Source organism: Mediterraneibacter sp. ICN-202921, from assembly GCF_037890075.1.
In the GTDB taxonomy this organism is placed as follows: Bacteria; Bacillota; Clostridia; order Lachnospirales; family Lachnospiraceae; genus Mediterraneibacter; species Mediterraneibacter massiliensis.
The window spans coordinates 1-18155 of record NZ_JBBKBE010000006.1; the positions used below are offsets into that span (position 1 = coordinate 1).

The window sequence follows — 18155 nt, forward strand, 5'->3', positions numbered from 1 at the left end:
CATGACTTCTTCTATGCCGACGCTTCCATTTCTCGATCCATTCACTCCCCGGCTCCTTTGGCACTTTCTGCATGATCTCTTCCATTTCTCTGCGCATCTGCGCATTGACTTCTACATATTCTTCTTGTTTCGTCAACAAAATGTGATACTCCTCCAAAGACATATATTTATAAGAAGCATAGAGATACGGCTTTAACAGCGCCTGATCTGCGCATATCTGATAGGCTCTGTCATACATCTTCGCAGACTCCTGATATAAAAACAGGCGCCCGTAAGCCGCGCCCAGACACGCATAAATCTTTCCATAAAATTTTGTATCTACCGTCTCGTCTTTCTCGGCATTTAAAATAGCCTGATAAACAAGGATGGCCTCCTCTATCTCTCCACTTTCTAACAGGTTGTCCCCTTTATATTTCTGCCGCTCAATATCCTTTTGATTTTTCAAATGTTCCAAAACATTCTGAATCCGGATCATCTCCGGTTCACGGTAAATCTTTGAAGCTTTCAGGATAGTAAGGACAAACTTTTCCACCGAGCCTTTCAGACGGATCACATCTTTAAGCTGTTCAGCCAGCTCCTGCATTTCCAGTTCTTCTTCCAGCCACCTCAAGAGCTGCACGTTCATGATCGTATAATCGATCAAGTATAGATTATTGCACAGATAATAGCACAATTCTTCCAGTGTAAAAATCTTACAGTGGATCCGCGTGATTTCATATGGGTGAGTCGCATGTTTATCATGACAAAGAATTAAACTTCCCATCATTTCCTCCTAAATGTATGATTTTTTCTTCCTGGAAATCTGTCGGCGGGAAAAATTCTCCAAAACCGGCATCCCGCACCGTGATCTTGCAGGTTTTCTCGTCCAGAAACAATGTCTCGATCTGCAGACGCATAGAATATTCCGCTCGTTTTGGGAAGCTTTTCAATGAAATCTTCTCTGTCTTTAAACTTCCTTGGATCAGAGAATCTATATGAAACTCAATATCTTCCACATCTTCCAAAAGCACTTCCCATTGATTATTAGACTCGTACCAATGCGCCCCCCAGGAAACGATCGGATACCACATTTCCTGGCCGTCTACTCTCATATTTACCGTTATCTGATCTGTCAGTTTGTCCTCTGACAAATAAACGGGATTCTCTATATGCATAAATAATTTTCTATAGGCAGTATAGCACGCCCCTTTGCTGTAAAGATTATTTCCTATAAACGCGCGCCTGCCATTGCACAAGACCCGCAGAGCCTTTGGATACCAGTTGTTTTCAAAACCTTCACCGGTCAAAAAGACAGAAGATACGATGCGCTTGTCAAATACGCTTTCTATAAAACGACAGAACATCAGATCTGCTTCCTTTGCCCTGTCTTCATTGAGCACCGGATATACAGCCGCCAGCTCTTTCATATGCGCACTTGCCACCTCGTCTACTGTCACAAAAGTCGTCTTTCCGCCGCCTAATCCCGGTTTCAGACGCCTGAGCATATATGCCTTGATCTCATTCCGGTCGCAGCAAAACAGCGCGGCATCATACTGCCACAACTCTTTAGGCTGGTAGAACAGATAATTGCAAAAACTTTCTTTGTAATCCTGGATAAAAATATGCCGTTTGTCTATATTCATACGCACCGCAATGCCCCGGAGCATCTGTGCCAGTTCTTCTGTCAGCACCGGAACACTGAATACGATCCCGTCGATCTGTGGAAACTCTTTTAAAGACATCTGGATAAATTGAGATAATAGCCACACGGCATCATAGGACTCTTCACCAAATTCAATCTTGTCTCCAGCAAGACTTTTATCCAACAAGCGGGTCACTGTAAATCCTTCCTTAATAGTAACCAGCCTTTTAGCTTCTTTTCCATATGCCCACGTATCTCTCAATTTTCCAATGATCAAGGGGATCTGATAGTTGTCCGTGTCTACTTCCAATGTATCCGGTTCTAATTCTTCTTCATTATAGAAACTGATCTGGCATGTCTTTTCGTTAATCTCATACCCGATAATACTGCCCTGTCCCATAGGCAAACTGCCTCCTTAATACTGTACAAACATGTGCGCCGCGATCGCGCTTTCCACCGCATATGCACGCATCATCTTTTGTTTTTTTTCTTTGTCTTCCTCCAGCAAGATATCATTGAGCTTTCCATATCGCCCGCTCTCGCCCTTTTCTATCCTTCGTCCACAGCTTGCTTTATTGCTGCGGTAAGAATTCCCATCTATAGTTTCTTTAAAATAATATTTTAATTTTTCATGAGCGAACAGTACAAACTTTTTGACATACAGATTTTCATACATAGGCGTAAGCACCTCTGTAGAGTAATCGGCAGGTTCACTTCCTCCTTTTTGAAGCTGATAATACAGCATGACCCTGCTTCCTTTCTGCCCCTTGTATTCTATCAATGTCTTATCCCATAACTGCAGCTCGATGAGCCAGTCCTTCTCATATGTAAGGAAAAATGGAAAATATATTTGTTTTCCGCACAGCTCCTGTAAAAATTTTTTCAATGTTTTACGTGTCTGCGAACTATATTCCTTCTGGGCATAATACTTCAGCACTGCAATCTTACATATGTCAATGGTATCTTCGCCTTTTTCATATTCCCGGCATATAATGTCAATGACACTTTTCCCTATCTTACGTTCTTCCACAACATATTCTCTGGATACATAGGCAAGATATGCCTGCTGCAGCCTGAAATATGCCCCTTCCGCATAGTACTCCTCAAAAACAGCTACTTCTTGGAATACTTCCTCGGAAAATAACATCTGCGTTAAGATCCGTTCAGCCAGCTTATGCGTATGTACCTCATATTCTCTAGCCTCTCTCCAAAGCCACTTCATATCTGGAGTAGCCCCGCAGTAATAATTGGCAAGATAGGTCAGTATCACTTTGTCATACTGCCCTTTTTTAAATAATTCAAAACAAATATACGTCAGGAAATCATCCGATTCATAATTGCTCTCCCGGATCGTCTTGCTGCACAGGCTGAAAACTTCTTCCTCTGTATAACTTTCCATGCCATGTATTCGCACTGCTTCAAGAGTCAGTTCCTCCTCTTCTTCCTCCTCCTTGCTTCTTCTCAAGCCATTGATGAATTTCCTGCACATGTCCATATATCTAAGTTCGTAGAACATACGTTTGCTTTCGTAAGGTATAGAGTCTGTATAATGTCTTCCATCCTTGCCTTCCCAGACAAGCCTATCTGTCTTGGCATACAAGAATACTTGCGTGCCATGATCTGTATATGGAACTTTCTGCGTAACCGTCCCATCCTCCGCTATCACATGGATAAATTTCATATTCGGTACTTTTGTCGTGATCTCATACGCATGGCAAATATCATACAACGCTTTTACACGTTCCGGATTCATAGAACGTTCCACGATAAAACGTTTATAAATAACTCTGAGCAGTTCATCAACGTGCCGACGGTCTAACTGATTCCATGCAAAAGCTTCCATTTCATCCCTGTAATGCGCATAAATCTCACTTCCTTCATCTTCATACGTGATCAGATTCGCGTACAAAAAGGAACATTTATGATAATCCAAGTTATTCCCATGCATAAAATATAGATACACAGACCTTGGAAGGGGTTTATTGAAATATTGCGGATCAACTGCCGCCATATAATATTCATAAAGCTGCGCGATCTTTAATTCCGCCTCTACTGCCTTTTCATACCATTTAAAATACATGCTCTCCATGCGGCTCCCTTTGATCAGCAGTGTACAGATCGCAGTCAATATCATAGATTCTTCATACATTTCATAAGACAAGACCAACGTGTCATACAGATGTCTGTCAAAAGTTTTCAGCTGACTAGCAAGGTTTGCGGTATAAAGCGCCAACTCTTTTGTCATCAGCTTATGCTTAGCCGCAAAGAGCACTACCCGCACTTCAAACATCCCCAGCTTTTTCAGAGAGGTGCTCTTATCCCTAAAGCATTTAAACGCTTCCATATAAAACCAGATACTGTGTGACTTTTCTTCGTAGAACTGCTTTTCCAACGCCCGCAGTCTCTCACTGTAGATCTTGTACTCCGAATCTACATTTACAAGCATACATAAAATCTTCCAACTCTCTGGATGCTTCATAAATGATTTAGATAATTCTTCCGCTACCCTTCTCTGCCCGATGCTGTCATTACTCAAAAGAGTTGTCAGATACAGATAATAGGAGCTCATCTCCGCATCTTTGCCAATGGCAAAACGATTATAATTATAAGACTCCAAGAGCCACTTTGCTTCCTCCGGCATCCCGCCAAGAAGACAGATATGTGCATGTACCAGCAGATATACCTCTTTTTTACTGTCTACATCACGCAGATGTTCGATCCGCTTCAGCGCTTCTTTTGTCCAGGTATTTATATCCATTTTCCCAGCTTCATAACTTAGATAACTTTTCACGATCCCGGCAAATTCCTGGTCTGCTGCTCTGTGTTCTTCATCCCGCTTAACATTTTTTTCTACCACGATCTCATAACAGAGCGTCTCGTACGCAGTTTCCAGCACGATCTGTCCAAAATTACTTCCGTCATGCAGATTTTCCAGTGTGATAAAATACTCCAAACGATAAGAATTTCCAATAAATTCTTCTGTCGTAATGCGTGTATGTTCTACAGAAAGAAAGTCCCCTTCTGTCTTGACATCGATTTCCTGGTACCCCCACGTATTCTTCTTGATCGTAAAGGTCTCTTTTCTTGCTTCCTCCAGGGAAATAAACGCACGGCTTTCTTCCTCTAAAGTCAAGAAGATTTTCTCTTTTTGTTTACACCCGACGAGAAATTCCTCCAGCGCATGCTGATTCAATTCCCATTTGCGCATATTGTCATACAATGCCTGTATCCGTTTGTCCTCATACTTCAATATCTCATAAAAATCTCTGGAGCGGAACAATTTTTCTGCCTCTGCCGGATCTCTAAAAGCTAACTTTTTAAAGTCTTCCAGACTCTGTACTTTACCGTAACGCGTCATAACAAAAGGTTTTTCAATGATCGCAGTAAACGCAATATCAAATTCCCCACCATTGCAGACGATCGTAAATTTCCCGTGCTCAACATGTCCTGGTACCAGACCTGTCCCGTCATATGTATAATAGATATTTACTGGATTCCCGTCAAAACCCTGCTCGTCACAGTGTATACGAAAAGAAGAGGGATATACAAGCCCTCTGATCGTTCCTTCTCCTTCATTTTGCAAGGAAAAGCTTCCTCTATATTCTTCCCCTTCCCCGACGCGCATGATAATACGTGTCTCCGGAAATATGATCTCCGGCTGTGGAATATGAAAATCTCCCTTTGCAAATCGTTTGATTTTATTCTTCAAGTCAGTCACCTACTCATATTTCTTCTATTGACATGGCGCAGCGTCAGAACACTGACGCTGACATACTACAGTAAATTATAGCATTATTATAGTATATCTTGCAATGCTAGAATAGAAGATTTTCTTTTCGGATTGTATACATGTATTACGCCCTCAATATCATTGCAATAAAGTTAAGATCTTCTCTCCCATCATTTTTTATTCCGTGCCCATGTCCACTCTCACAGAAAAAGACGTCCCCCGGTTCTGCTTTATATGCTTTTCCGTCATCCTCGTACATTCCTGTACCTGAAAGGATATAGTAAGTTTCCGTCTCCTCATAGTGTTCATGATGTCCTAGCTCACACCCAGGTTTTACGGTTATCCGGGAAAACATTTTACAATGTTTTCCCAGCTGTCCCATATCCAGCAGGGCTTCTTTCATGATAAAACCAGCTCCTCCATTTACCCGTTCCACTGTCTCGATTTTTCTCTCTCCTGCCTTCGTCATCTCTCCTCCTTACACTATCCTTGATCTTCTGTACATAGGGCAATACCTCATACATACAGCGCTTATAGAAAGAAACTGCCCTTTTTCTTTCTACTCGTCTTTTTTTCTTTCTACTCGTCTTTTTTCCCTTCCAGCGTCTGCTGTATGATGCTCCTCATCACATCTTCTGAAAGTTGCCCCTGCGCATAGCCGAAAATTTCTCCTTTTTTATCTATCATAAAGGTCGTCGGATACGCCGTAATGCCATAACGTGAAAAGACTCCTCCATCTACATCCATCACTACCGGATACGTATATCCATTCTCTTTCATAAACTGTATGATCCCCGCTTCATCCGTCTCATTTCCATATTCCGGTGCCGCGATTCCAAGGATTACTACTTCCGTATCTTCCCCTGTATATTCCTCGTACAGTTTTTGAATATCCGGCATTTCTGCTCTGCAGGGCGGACACCAGGTCGCCCAGAAATTCAAAAATACAACTTTTCCTTTATAGTCTGAAAGCGTATGTTCTTCCCCATACTGATCTTTCAATGTAAAATCATGCTCCGCTTTTTTCTCCTGCCCATCTGCTTTCTGTTCCGCCTGTCTGTCTTCTTTCTCTGCAGTTTCTTCCTTCTTTTCAGAGACCGCCTGCGGTGTTTTTGCCCCGGAAAGATATCCCGTCACCGCGTTCATTTTCCCGGTGAACATCATCAGTCCCATCAAGATCATCAAGACACCTCCGGCCTTCACCGTATAGCGCACCACATTTCCATGTTTTTTGAAAAAGGCCAGCACTTTTGCCGTAAACAATCCAACAGCAAGAAACGGCAGTACAAAACCAGCCGTATATACACCGATCAAAAGAAAGCCTGCCGCCTGTGTCTGCGCGCTTCCCGCCATCACAAGAACACTTGCCAGAGCCGGGCCTACGCAGGGGGTCCACGCAAAACTGAAAGTGAAGCCAAATAAAAGCGCCGTAAACGGAGACATGGTCAACTTTTCTAGATGGATCGGAAGACGATGTTCATTTCCCAATACTTTCGATTTTCCGAAAACACCGAGCTGATAGAAACCAAACAAGACGATCAAGATTCCTCCCGCTTTTGCAAACATCATCTGGTATTTATGAAGAAAGCTGCCCGCCGCCGAAACGCCGGCTCCCATCAGAAAGAATGCCGCGCTGATCCCCAGGACAAAGCAGACCGTGTTGAGCAATAATTTTCCTCTGTGTTTCGAAAAATCACTTTCTCCCTGGATTCCTCCGGAAAGATACCCCAGATATAAAGGGACCAGCGGAAGCACGCAGGGAGAGAAAAAACTCAAAAGTCCCTGTAAAAACACGGTAATTGCAGGAACACTTGCCTCTAATTCAAATCCCATTTTTTACCTCCTCATCTTCTATTTTCATGCCTTTTACTTTACCGGCTTAGAGTGTCCCTATTATACCATGCTTTTTCCTATCTTACAATTTTATAATACTCTCTGGATGTCACTGCAAATACGATTGCGTAGAACACGACAAACACCAATATTGTCACACCTGTACACGCGGCAAACAGCGGCACGTTGGTAAGATACATGATTTCCAGAAGTTTAGCCATAAGTTTAAACGCAACGGCCAGATGCAGTACTGCGCCTGCTAAAGGCAGAAAGAATACGGTCATGACCTGGCTTTTTATAGAGCGCACGACTTCCCGCTTATCCATGCCGACTTTCTGCATGATCTGATATCGTTCCCGGTCACTGTACCCCTCTGATATTTGTTTATAATAGATGATCAGTACCGTTGCCATCAAAAACAGCGCTCCTACAAAGATGCCCAAGAACAAAAAGCCTCCGTCGATCTGAAGAAAATCTTCTTTATGCTCCTGCCGTATCTCCGTAGCTGCACTTTCCCCGATTTCTTCTGAAAGCCTATCTTCCATATTTTTCATTGCATTGCGCATCGCCTCTTTTTCCCCGATCAGATCAAATTCAATCGTATAGCTTAAACCATTTGCTCCTTCCAATCCATAGGTTCGCACCAGATTTTCTATTTGTGCTTCATCCGACATGACCACATAAATGGTCTTGATCACCGAAGACAATGTGCTGTTTTTCACTGCGGTTTTTGTGTTTTTTGCTTTGACTTCATATGTTTTGCCGTCCAGTTTAAGCGTATCTGCCGTATATGCCTTAGGACCCGATACGAAAACAAGCGCCTGCTCCTTTGAAAGTTTTTCGTTTTTGCCTTGCAGGGCGTTATAATCGGCGACTGTAAGCATCAGCAAGCGATAGTAGTTTTCCGCCACATTCGAAATCTCCCCTTCCACTTTTGTCATATCTACTTCTATCGTATCCTTGCCGTCAAACATGCATGCAAGACTCCCCGACGTATATTCTGCCAGATTTTTTATCTTAACATTTTCCGACTCTGCTTCTTCTTTTACAATCTGATCCGCCTTCTCCTTCATCCCTTCTTCCGGCATATAGAGCTCTGTTTTAAAATCGGTCGGATACCTTGTAGAGACAATATCGTCTATTCCTACATACAGCGATACTGTCATAGAGATCAGAACCAGTACGATCGTACTCATGATACAGATATTTGCAAGTCCCACGGCATTTTGCTTCATACGGTAGATCATGCCGGAAACAGAGATAAAATGCCGTGTCTTATAATAATATTTTTTCTTCTTTTTTAATATTTTTAAAAGAGCGATACTCCCTGTCATAAACAAACAGTATGTCCCTATGATGACTAATATGACCGCTATAAAAAACTGGAAAATAGCCACCAGTGGATCTTCTGTCGCAAGAGCGATATAGTATCCTCCCGCCAGAGCCATAATTCCAATGAGCACGAACAACCACTTTGTTTTTGGTTCCTTCTCTCCTGTATTTTCTCCTTTGAGTAAATCGACCGGCTTTACGCGGCCTACCTGAAATAGATTCGTAAGAAGCGTTGCCGCGAAAATCCCTAAGAACAGAAGCGCTCCCTGCAAAAGCGCTGCCGGTTCAACTGAATAGCGCAGCGGTACCGGAAATTGTACCATCTTTAAAAGAAGCAAAAACATCAGTCTGCCAAACAGCATCCCCATCGAAAGACCCGCTGTCAAACTCACAACTATCGTGATCAGCGTCTCGCAGACCTCCATCTTTATCAGATTTCGTTTGTCCATCCCCAGTACCTGATATACGCCAAATTCCTTTTTCCTTTGTTTAATGAGGAAACTATTCGTATAAAACAGAAAAACAGCGGCAAAAATCCCGGTTACCCAAACCGCGTATTTTAAGATCAACTTGAGGCTTTCACTTCCATTCATCTGATCCAGCCCGGAGTTTCTGGCCACAGCACTCAGACAATAAAACATCATGATCGTGATGATGCATGTCAAAAGATATGGAATATAGGTCTTATGATTTTTCTTTAAATTTGTAAATGCAAGCTTAAAATAAAATGCTATACTCACTTTAACTCACCCCCTGTTGACAGGACGGTAAGCGCAGCCGTGATCTTCTGATACATTTCTTCATTCGTCTGGCATCCTCTGTAGATTTGATGGAAAACCTGCCCGTCTTTGATAAACAACACTCTTTTTGCATTGCTTGCCGCTTTTACACTATGTGTAACCATCAAGATCGTCTGTCCATTCTGATTGATCTGGGTAAATAACTGCAAAAGTTCATCTGAGGATCGTGAATCCAAAGCTCCTGTCGGCTCGTCTGCCAAAATCAGCTGCGGTTTTATGATAAGTGCTCTTGCAACTGCCGCTCTCTGCTTTTGTCCTCCTGATACCTCATAGGGATATTTCTTTAGAATGTCCATGATCCCCAGCTGTTTTGCGATCGGCAGAAGACGTTTATGCATTTCTTCATATTTCTTACCGGCCAGGACTAACGGAAGATAAATATTGTCTTCCAGCGAAAATGTATCCAGCAGGTTAAATTCCTGAAATACAAACCCCAGATTCTGTCTGCGAAACGCCGCCATCTCCCGATCTTTTACCTGACTTAGGTCCCTTTCCTTTAAATAAACTCTCCCACTGGTCGGTTTATCTAATGCTGCCAGAATATTAAGCAATGTCGTTTTTCCCGAACCGCTTTCCCCCATGATCGCCACATACTCCTGTGGTTCCACAGAAAAGCTGACATCTTTTAAAGCCTGGACTTTATTTCCTCCAAATCTTGTTGTATAGATCTTCTTTACATTTTTTACCTCTAATAGTGCCATGGTATACCGCCTTTCTTCATTTTCTTCTCAAAGATCCGGATGTAAGACACGCTGCATACTGCCGGATCTTCTTATATTATAAAGAAATACGCTTTTGTCCTGCCATAGCCTTCCCTTACAATCCCAATACCGATCCTTACATTTTTGTCATATTGGACAAAATTTTTTATTCTTCACAGTGTAGTTCCCTGCGCGACAGACCTATTTTCACTTTGGTTCCTTTTCCCTGGACAGAATAGATGCGGATTGTATGATTTAATTTTTCACAGACCGATTTACATAAATACAATCCAATTCCTGTAGATTTCTTATCCTGCCTTCCATTATATCCGGTAAAACCTTTTTCGAATACACGTGGAAGGTCCTCAGCGCTGATCCCGATCCCTGTATCTTCTATTACAAGCACACCGCCTTCTTTTATATTCTGTACTTCTGTCTCCTGCGTACTTTTCTGTACACAGCGATCTTCAGATTCCAAACCTTCCTCTGGTTCTGTATAGATGGAGATAGAACCCTTTTTTGTGTATTTTAGAGCATTGGATAAAATCTGTTCCAGCACAAATACCATCCACTTTTCATCAGTAAGCACCACCCGGCTGCACTCTGTATAATTTAATTTTATCTTTTTTAAGATAAACATTTGTGAATATTTACGCACCGCCTGCTTTACCAGTGTATCTGTTCTATACCAATAGAGCAGCATATCAGAAGAAATATCTTCCATTCGCAAATAGGTAAGGACCATTTCCACATATTGTTCTGTCTTAAACAATTCTACTTTTAATTCTTTTACTGCCTCTTTCCTTTGTGCTCTATCGTTTTCTTCCATGGTTTGGAGTAACAGATTCATTGCAGAAATGGGTGTTTTGATCTGATGTACCCACAGTCCATAATACTCCTGCATCTCCTGACGCCCGATGCGCATTTCAGATTCCAGCCTGTTCTTTTCTTCATATAGTTCCATCATTCTTTCCTGGTACGTCTCTTCTATCGTATCATCAGCCTTGGGAAAATCTCCCATTTCGTCCGGCATTCCTTTTACCGCTTGAAACAATTTTCCATAATGCCTCCTGTAACGGATAAACCCCGCTGTCTCTGCGGAGACACAAAAAAAGCTTCCCAACAAGACCATATAGCCTAACGCGTCCTGCCTGATATTATATAAATACAGGACCAGATAAATCAGCCCCAAAAAACCAAAATAAAACAAGAGCCTTTTCCAGCATTTTTTTACATACGCTATACTTGTCTTTTTCATTCTATCAGATACCCGATTCCTTTCTTTGTCTTAATAAATTCATATAAACCGATTTCTTCTAATTTTCGACGTATCCTTGTCACATTGACAGTCAGCGTGTTGTCATCGATAAAGGTGTCGCTTTCCCACAGCCGCTGCATCAACTCTTCCCTTTCTACGATCTTCCCGGCGTTTTCCATAAGCACCTTCAAAATTTTAAAATCATTTTTTGTCAACTCTATCTTTTCTTCTTGATACGTCAGTGTAGCGTCACTTAGATTTAAAAAAGCGCCTCCCCTCTCCAGAAGATTCGCCTGCCCTTGGAAGGAGTACGCTCTGCGGAGTATTGCCTGGATCTTCGCTGTCAATACATTTAGATCAAAAGGCTTTTCGATAAAATCATCGCCCCCCATATTCATTGCCATGACAATATTCATATTATCACTGGCAGAAGAAAGAAAAAGAATCGGGACACTAGAATTTTTTCTTATTTCTGTACACCAATGGTATCCGTTATAAAAAGGGAGCAAAATATCCATCAAAACCAACTCTGGTCCGAAAGAGACAAATTCTTCCATCACATTATGAAAATCCTGTACAGTACATACGGTATAATCCCACTTTTCCAAGTGCCTTTTCAAACTCTGTGCAATTGTCCTGTCGTCTTCTACTATTAAGATCTTATACATATGCGCCTCCTGTTTTTTCGCTCTATGAGCAACCGTGTGAAATCTGTTTTTCATTATACTCTATCTCATGAGTATTCAACAAGATGTACTTTTTTTAATTTATTTTCCACATACCTCTTGACTTTATATATTATACTTTATATAATATATTTAAATTTAATATATATTTTTTCTTTATATATATTAAAAATCATATAGAAAGGACCGGTGTACTATGACATTTACTCCAAACGCACCTATGCTGGATTTTCTCGTCTTATCTGTCATTGCCGAAGGAGACACGTATGGGTATCAGATAAGCCAGATCATCAAACGGGTTTCCAATACGAAGGATTCTACGCTCTACCCGATTTTAAAAAGGCTTCAGGAAAATCAATTGGTAGAAGCTTATGACATGCAGTATCAGGGACGAAACCGTAAGTATTATTCTATTACAGACAATGGCCGCAGACAGCAGCAAGCTCTTATAAAAGAATGGGAAACATACAAAGCGATCATAGACGACATCATAAAGGGAGGGATTACAAATGACTAAAAAAGAGTATATGAGACAACTGGCAGGAAAACTACGCCGTCTTCCAAAAGAGGATTATGACAAGGCGCTTGCATATTTTGATGAATATTTTGAAGAAGCCGGTCCTGAAAATGAACAGCAGGCGATCACAGATCTAGGTTCTCCTGAAGAAGCTGCCAAAGAGCTTATCATGCAGCTTGCTGGACAAAATAGTAAAGAACCGCCGAAGACAATGAAAAAGGGGATTTCTGCTGTCTGGGTAGGTATCCTGGGCGTATGCGCCGCACCTATCGCGCTGCCGCTCGCACTTGCCATTATCATTGTGGCAGTGGCTTTGCTCATCACTGTATTTGCTGTTCTGCTTTCTCTCATTTTTTCTGCAGTGGCTGTTGCGGCAGGCGGAATACTGAGCATATTAGGCGGAGTGATCCTCTTGTTCCGCACATTTCCTGACGGACTGTGCAATTTAGGGATAGGAATCTTTGCTCTTGGCGCAGGAATCCTCTGCATATATGGCACTATTTTCCTGACTACATGGTTTCTGAGAAAGATGACTTGTTCACTCGGAAAAATCACAAAAGGAGGACGTAAAAAATGAAAAAAACAACCAAACGCATGCTGCTTCTCTCCTGTTCCTTAATGGCTGCCGGACTTCTTTTCACAGGTATCGGTTTTGCAATCGGAGGGCTCCCCGGTATTTCCTGGTCTAAAAAAGGAATCGCTTCCGCGTCATCTCAAACGGAATACAGACAGGAAAAAGAAAAAACACAGCCTTTTAAAAATATAAAGATCGACATACATTCTATGGCGGATGTCTGCCTTCTTCCTTCAGATGATCAAAATTTTTATGTGGAATATGTATTAGACGGAGACTACAATACACCTTCCTGTGAAGTAAAAAATAATACGCTATATCTGGGCCAGGACGGTACTTCTCTTTCTTTTAGCTTTGATTTTAATTGGCAGGCAACACAGACAGACGCTTACTGCAATGTATATATTCCCAAAGATGTCCCACTTGGAACTCTAGATATTTACAATGATGCGGGCAATCTTACCATTTCCTCTGTCTTCGCTGATACAGCGTCTATGTCTCTTGACTTTGGAGACTTAACAATGAAAGATTCCTCCTTTAAAGATCTGACTCTGGAAATGGATAGCGGAGATATTTCCGCAAAATCTGTCCATGCGGAGGTTCTTTCTCTGACAAATAACTTCGGAGATTCTACACTGAAAGATTTCTCAGGTAAGGAAGCCTCTGTATACATAGACTCCGGAGATTTCCTAATGGAAGCGGCCGCATTAGATTCCTTCACCGGAGAAAATGATTTCGGAGACATCGAGCTTCTGCTCGCCGAACCACTTGACAGCTACTCCTTTGACCTGGCCGCCGACTTTGGAAATATCCTGCTTCCAGAAAATGCCGCAAAAGGATATTACTCTAAAGAGGAAGATGGAGAAGACTACTATAAGACTGAAGGAAAAGCAGATAAAACAATCCATATCACAGTAGACTCCGGAGATATAGAAATCAAGACTTTATAGATTTAACTGACAAAAGAATGGTCGCGCGATAACTGCATATTACAACGCTCGTCAGGGCTTTGCCGAAATTCCTCGCTTTTGCAACATACAGTTATCGCGCTTACGTTCTTCCGCACTTAAGTTTATATTCAAAACGGAAAAACTATAGAAGATACACAAAGAAACACTGTGTCAGAACATAGGGCGGAGCCCACTTATCTGACACAGTGTTTCTTTGCTGTCTTTTTCAATTAGAAGTTTCATTCCACTATCAGAAGGAAATAAATACTCCTGTTTGAAAGTCCGCAGCAGCGTAAAGTCAATTTTTTTAAACAGAAACATGAACTTAAGCGGCGAAAGTGTATGCATGAAATGTATGTTTTGCGTGAGCGAGGAATTTCGGCAAAGCCCTGACGAGCGATGCAAAATACACATTTCATGCGCCCTTTTGCCGTTTGACTTCCTATTTCTTTTGTCAGTTAAATTTATAGTTTTCCTTCCCACTCTTTTTCTTTAAATCCTACCAAGACTTCTTTTTCTGTCACAACTATGGGACGTTTTACAAGCATCCCGTCTTGTCCCAGTAACTCCAGCTGCTCTCTCTCACTCATGGCAGCCAGCTTTTCTTTTAACTGCATTTCTTTGTAGAGTTTTCCGCTTGTATTAAAAAACCTTTTCAACGGAAGGCCACTTTTTTTATACCATTCTTCAATTTCCGCCGCTGAAGGATTCTCTGTTTTAATATCTCTTTCTTGAAATGAAATATTCTTTGCCTCCAGCCATTTTTTTGCTTTCTGACATGTACTGCATTTTGGATAATATACAAATAGCATCGTTCTCTCCTCTTTCATGTTTTGTGCCGGTATACAGGAATAAAGTTTTCCACTGTTCCAGTACTATTCTCTACTATAATTCATTTTTCCTCTAATTACAATTCTTCTCTTTCTATTCTCGCGCAAATATAGCTAAGAATAATTGGTAAAATAGTTTTTGTACGAAAACAGGTAACTATCTTGCTAATTTCAACTTTTATGTTAAAATAGAAACGGCAGTAAAGCTTATCAGTACTATTTTAAATATTAAATCTCCCACGACAGTCTGCTAATGAGTAATATCTACATGTCTGCCAGGCTTATTGTCTAGGAGAATAAAAGGAGGATCCTATATATGCACAATTGCAGAAAAATCACTGAAGATTTATACTGGGTAGGTGGAAACGACAGACGTCTAGAGTTGTTTGAAAATATTTTTCCACTCTCTAAAGGCGTATCTTACAATTCTTATCTATTGTTAGATGAGAAAACCGTTCTTTTAGACACTGCAGACGCCGCGATCAGCCGGCAGTTTTTGGAAAATGTCACAGCGGCTTTGAATGGCCGCCCTTTAGACTATCTCATCATAAACCATATGGAACCGGACCACTGTGCCTTGATCGAAGATCTTCTTTGGCGCTACCCTGATTTGAAGATCATCGGAAACATAAAAACCTTCCCTTTTATCCATCAGTTTTATGATCTGGAAACAGAAGGTAAAACAATCACAGTCAAAGAAGGAGATTCTTTAAATTTCGGCAGACATACTCTGCGCTTTGTCATGGCTCCTATGGTACACTGGCCGGAGGCCATGATGACCTATGATGAAACAGATAAGATTCTCTTTTCTGCCGACGCATTCGGAACTTTTGGAGCCTTAAACGGAAATCTGTTTACTGACGAGATCGACTTTAACCATGGCTGGCTTGACGAGACAAGACGATATTATACAAATATCGTCGGCAAATACGGTATGCAAGTACAAAATGTCCTGAAAAAAGCGGCCGGACTGGATATCAGGATGCTCTGCCCTCTCCATGGACCTATCTGGAGAAATAATCTCTCCTATATTCTGGAAAAATACGATCTGTGGAGTAAATATGAACCGGAAGAAAAAGGAGTCATGATCGCCGCAGCTTCTATGTACGGCAATACGGAAAACATGGCGGAAGTATTTGCTTCCTTTCTTGCAGAAGCAGGCGTAAAAAATATTTGTTTCCATAATATTTCCAAGACCCATGTTTCTGAGTTAATTTCCGACACCTTCAAATACAGCCACATCATCCTGGCCGCTCCTACTTACAATAACGGCATCTATCCTCTGATGAACACGTATCTGGAAGACATGCAGGCGCTGTCTGTCCAGAACAGGACCTTTGCCGTACTGGGAAACGGAAGCTGGGCGCCCCAGTCTACCAAACTGATGGAGGCAAAATTGAAAGAAATGAAAAATACTCGTCTGATCACAGATAACTTTACAATAAAATCATCTTTAAAAGAAGATCATATGGAAGCTTTAAAAGAACTGGCTAAAAAAATAGCTGAAGAACTTAAATAACTATAGCTTAAAAACTCCAATAGATATTTCTTCATTTTTTTAGAATTTAATGGTATAATGTACAGCATATACAAAGGAGGAGTTATTATGAAGTTAGTCATTACAATGAGCCGCCGTTTTGGAACCGGCGCAAGTGTTATTGCCGCTGAGCTTTCCAAACGGCTTCATATTCCTGTCTATGATAAAGCTGCCATTGAGCAGCAGCTAAATGACCATCTGTACGAAAGCGAAGCGCAGGCAATACGTAAACTTGCCGAACACCCCTGTATCATACTGGGACGCTGCGCTTCCGATATCCTCAAAGACAAATTGAATGTACTGAATATTTTTGTATGTGCAGATAAGGAAGACCGTATCCAACGGATTATGGCTCTATATTCTCTTTCTTACGAACAAGCAAAAGAATTAGTAGAAACGACAGATGCACAACGTGCCGCTTACTACTACGAACATACAGGAAAAACCTGGGGAGATGTAAATGATTATCACATGATTCTGGATACATCCCAGTTCGGGGTGGATAACTGTCCTGATATCCTAATGCATTATTTTGAAAAAATGGAATATATCTGATATCTATCTATTCTATACGTATGAAGTAGAGATATTTCAGGTTTTATGTAAGAAAAGACACCGCTTCTCTTTTTAGAAAAGCAGTGTCTTTTCTTCTCACAACGGAACTTTCTGCTATTCCATTGCCTCGTCTGTATATTCTTCCTGACTTTCGACGATCGTCACACCCTGATCTTCAAAATCTATTTTCTTCCAGACATTCTTATGCACTTTAATCTTAGTATCTTTCCGCCATTGTTCCATAAGGGAATTATACTGTTCCTGCTTACGTTCCTCCACGATACTTGTCTTTTTCGCGTCGGTTGCCTCTCTGTCCAAAAGGCTGGTCAATTTCGCCACATAAATACCGCCGTCTGTCACGATCGGTCCTGTAATGTCTCCTGCATTTTCCAAAGCATCTGCCGCTGCCACCAGATCTGCATGAGGACTGGTCGATTCCGCGTCAAAGGTAGCCGTCTGCACCTCTATTCCTGCATTAGCTGCTGCTGCCTCTATATTTTTTGCCTCGTCCGCTCCCAAAGCATCTGCAAATTCCTGCGCTGTTATCTGCAATGCTTTCTTTTCCTCCTCTGTCAGCGCAACCGTGTTCCCGCTTTCATCGGCAGATGTATAGGAAAAGAATACATACTGCATGCTTTTCTGCGCAGCTTCCTCATCTGAAACCTCCGTATCCACGTCGGCTGTCATCGCAGTCCGCATCCGAGCCTGTATCGTCGCCAGCTTCAATACTTCTTCTATATTTTTCTTATACCCGGATACCATATCCTTATCTTCCAAGGTATTATCCTCGTCAAATATACCCACGGCCTTTTCCATCGCCTTTTTATCTTCTTCCGTGATACTTATCTCGTATTCCTCCGCATGCTGGGAGAGGATATACATATTCTCCAGATTTTCAAGGATCGTCTCCTTCGTTGTCTCCTCATATGTCTTATCTTCTCCGGATGCCTGCATCCACATCTCTTCCGGTGTAGTTCCCATCATCCCTGCATAATATGTCTCATACTGGGCCTGCTGCATTCTTGCATAAAAATTTGCTACGCCAAAGGTAATCTTTTCCTTTCCCACTTCCGCAACAACTGCGTCATCTCCGGGGCCGCTGCATCCTGCAAGTCCGATTACTAGCAAAGCGGCCGCTGCCGCTGCGATAACTATTTTCTTCCTGCACGTTTTCATAACATCCTCCTAAGTAGATTTCTCCGGTCAGAATATCCCCTGACATCCCGGATAA

16 protein-coding genes are annotated in these 18155 nt (G+C 41.7%); 5 read left to right on the forward strand and 11 right to left on the reverse strand.

Annotation, left to right across the window (positions count from 1 at the left end; genetic code table 11):
- From WKT01_RS06755 to WKT01_RS06795, 9 genes are all read right to left on the reverse strand, one after another.
- Positions 1-763, reverse strand: a 763-nt coding sequence (locus WKT01_RS06755) for a hypothetical protein (RefSeq protein WP_340311743.1), incomplete at its 3' end; no start/stop codon positions are given.
- Complete coding sequence (locus WKT01_RS06760; RefSeq protein WP_340311745.1) at positions 738-2021, reverse strand: DUF5716 family protein; 1284 nt, start codon at positions 2019-2021, stop codon at positions 738-740. The genes WKT01_RS06755 and WKT01_RS06760, both read right to left, overlap by 26 nt.
- A gap of 15 nt (positions 2022-2036) precedes the next feature.
- Positions 2037-5330, reverse strand: a complete 3294-nt coding sequence (locus WKT01_RS06765; RefSeq protein ID WP_117975025.1) for a DUF5717 family protein — start codon at positions 5328-5330, stop codon at positions 2037-2039.
- A gap of 145 nt (positions 5331-5475) precedes the next feature.
- Complete coding sequence (locus tag WKT01_RS06770) at positions 5476-5820, reverse strand: cupin domain-containing protein (RefSeq protein ID WP_059069138.1); 345 nt, start codon at positions 5818-5820, stop codon at positions 5476-5478.
- A 110-nt stretch (positions 5821-5930) separates the two neighbouring features.
- Positions 5931-7184 carry a cytochrome c biogenesis protein/redoxin gene (locus WKT01_RS06775; protein ID WP_340311750.1) on the reverse strand — a complete coding sequence of 418 codons (1254 nt, stop codon included), beginning with the start codon at positions 7182-7184 and terminating at the stop codon, positions 5931-5933.
- 77 nt (positions 7185-7261) lie between these two features.
- Positions 7262-9256, reverse strand: coding sequence for an ABC transporter permease (locus WKT01_RS06780; protein ID WP_340311752.1), 1995 nt, complete (start codon positions 9254-9256; stop codon positions 7262-7264).
- Positions 9253-10017 (reverse strand): ABC transporter ATP-binding protein, encoded by a 765-nt coding sequence (locus WKT01_RS06785; RefSeq protein WP_059069133.1) that lies wholly within the window; start codon positions 10015-10017, stop codon positions 9253-9255. The genes WKT01_RS06780 and WKT01_RS06785 overlap by 4 nt, the downstream gene beginning before the upstream one ends.
- A 166-nt stretch (positions 10018-10183) precedes the next feature.
- Positions 10184-11275: a sensor histidine kinase gene (locus WKT01_RS06790; protein WP_340311755.1), complete on the reverse strand. Its 1092-nt coding sequence runs from the start codon at positions 11273-11275 to the stop codon at positions 10184-10186.
- Entirely contained in the window at positions 11272-11943 is a 672-nt protein-coding gene (locus WKT01_RS06795) for a response regulator transcription factor (RefSeq protein ID WP_117975029.1), read from the reverse strand. The genes WKT01_RS06790 and WKT01_RS06795 overlap by 4 nt, the downstream gene beginning before the upstream one ends.
- Positions 11944-12157: 214 nt before the next feature.
- Between WKT01_RS06795 and WKT01_RS06800 the strand changes: the two genes are divergently transcribed.
- The 3 genes from WKT01_RS06800 to WKT01_RS06810 are packed head-to-tail and all read left to right on the forward strand — an operon-like array spanning position 12158 to position 14002.
- Positions 12158-12478: a PadR family transcriptional regulator gene (locus tag WKT01_RS06800; RefSeq protein ID WP_059069127.1), complete on the forward strand. Its 321-nt coding sequence runs from the start codon at positions 12158-12160 to the stop codon at positions 12476-12478.
- Positions 12471-13055 carry a DUF1700 domain-containing protein gene (locus tag WKT01_RS06805; protein ID WP_059069125.1) on the forward strand — a complete coding sequence of 195 codons (585 nt, stop codon included), beginning with the start codon at positions 12471-12473 and terminating at the stop codon, positions 13053-13055. The genes WKT01_RS06800 and WKT01_RS06805 overlap by 8 nt, the downstream gene beginning before the upstream one ends.
- Positions 13052-14002 (forward strand): DUF4097 family beta strand repeat-containing protein, encoded by a 951-nt coding sequence (locus tag WKT01_RS06810; RefSeq protein WP_117975882.1) that lies wholly within the window; start codon positions 13052-13054, stop codon positions 14000-14002. The genes WKT01_RS06805 and WKT01_RS06810 overlap by 4 nt, the downstream gene beginning before the upstream one ends.
- A gap of 464 nt (positions 14003-14466) precedes the next feature.
- Here the strand turns inward: WKT01_RS06810 and WKT01_RS06815 are convergent, their stop codons facing one another.
- Entirely contained in the window at positions 14467-14814 is a 348-nt protein-coding gene (locus WKT01_RS06815; RefSeq protein ID WP_270395318.1) for an arsenate reductase family protein, read from the reverse strand.
- Positions 14815-15148: 334 nt separating this feature from the next.
- Here WKT01_RS06815 and WKT01_RS06820 point away from each other — a divergent pair, with 334 nt between their 5' ends.
- Together WKT01_RS06820 and WKT01_RS06825 are read left to right on the forward strand one after the other, a co-directional pair.
- The gene (locus WKT01_RS06820) at positions 15149-16351 is read left to right on the forward strand and encodes an FprA family A-type flavoprotein (RefSeq protein WP_270395317.1); all 1203 of its coding nucleotides are present in this window, start codon (positions 15149-15151) and stop codon (positions 16349-16351) included.
- Positions 16352-16438: 87 nt separating this feature from the next.
- The gene (locus WKT01_RS06825) at positions 16439-16924 is read left to right on the forward strand and encodes a cytidylate kinase-like family protein (RefSeq protein ID WP_270395316.1); all 486 of its coding nucleotides are present in this window, start codon (positions 16439-16441) and stop codon (positions 16922-16924) included.
- A 114-nt stretch (positions 16925-17038) separates the two neighbouring features.
- Here WKT01_RS06825 and WKT01_RS06830 read toward each other — a convergent pair whose 3' ends face one another.
- Positions 17039-18100 (reverse strand): SurA N-terminal domain-containing protein, encoded by a 1062-nt coding sequence (locus WKT01_RS06830; protein WP_270395315.1) that lies wholly within the window; start codon positions 18098-18100, stop codon positions 17039-17041.
- Positions 18101-18155: the final 55 nt, after the last annotated feature.

Excerpts from the sequence above, each read along its gene's own strand:
- WKT01_RS06800 (WP_059069127.1), top strand. The coding sequence starts at position 12,158 with ATGACATTTACTCCAAACGCACCTATGCTGGATTTTCTCGTCTTATCT.
- WKT01_RS06830 (WP_270395315.1), bottom strand. The coding sequence starts at position 18,100 with ATGAAAACGTGCAGGAAGAAAATAGTTATCGCAGCGGCAGCGGCCGCT.
- WKT01_RS06815 (WP_270395318.1), bottom strand. The coding sequence starts at position 14,814 with ATGCTATTTGTATATTATCCAAAATGCAGTACATGTCAGAAAGCAAAA.
- WKT01_RS06810 (WP_117975882.1), top strand. The coding sequence starts at position 13,052 with ATGAAAAAAACAACCAAACGCATGCTGCTTCTCTCCTGTTCCTTAATG.
- WKT01_RS06760 (WP_340311745.1), bottom strand. The coding sequence starts at position 2,021 with ATGGGACAGGGCAGTATTATCGGGTATGAGATTAACGAAAAGACATGC.
- WKT01_RS06820 (WP_270395317.1), top strand. The coding sequence starts at position 15,149 with ATGCACAATTGCAGAAAAATCACTGAAGATTTATACTGGGTAGGTGGA.
- WKT01_RS06785 (WP_059069133.1), bottom strand. The coding sequence starts at position 10,017 with ATGGCACTATTAGAGGTAAAAAATGTAAAGAAGATCTATACAACAAGA.
- WKT01_RS06775 (WP_340311750.1), bottom strand. The coding sequence starts at position 7,184 with ATGGGATTTGAATTAGAGGCAAGTGTTCCTGCAATTACCGTGTTTTTA.
- WKT01_RS06805 (WP_059069125.1), top strand. The coding sequence starts at position 12,471 with ATGACTAAAAAAGAGTATATGAGACAACTGGCAGGAAAACTACGCCGT.
- WKT01_RS06825 (WP_270395316.1), top strand. The coding sequence starts at position 16,439 with ATGAAGTTAGTCATTACAATGAGCCGCCGTTTTGGAACCGGCGCAAGT.
- WKT01_RS06770 (WP_059069138.1), bottom strand. The coding sequence starts at position 5,820 with ATGACGAAGGCAGGAGAGAGAAAAATCGAGACAGTGGAACGGGTAAAT.
- WKT01_RS06790 (WP_340311755.1), bottom strand. The coding sequence starts at position 11,275 with ATGAAAAAGACAAGTATAGCGTATGTAAAAAAATGCTGGAAAAGGCTC.
- WKT01_RS06795 (WP_117975029.1), bottom strand. The coding sequence starts at position 11,943 with ATGTATAAGATCTTAATAGTAGAAGACGACAGGACAATTGCACAGAGT.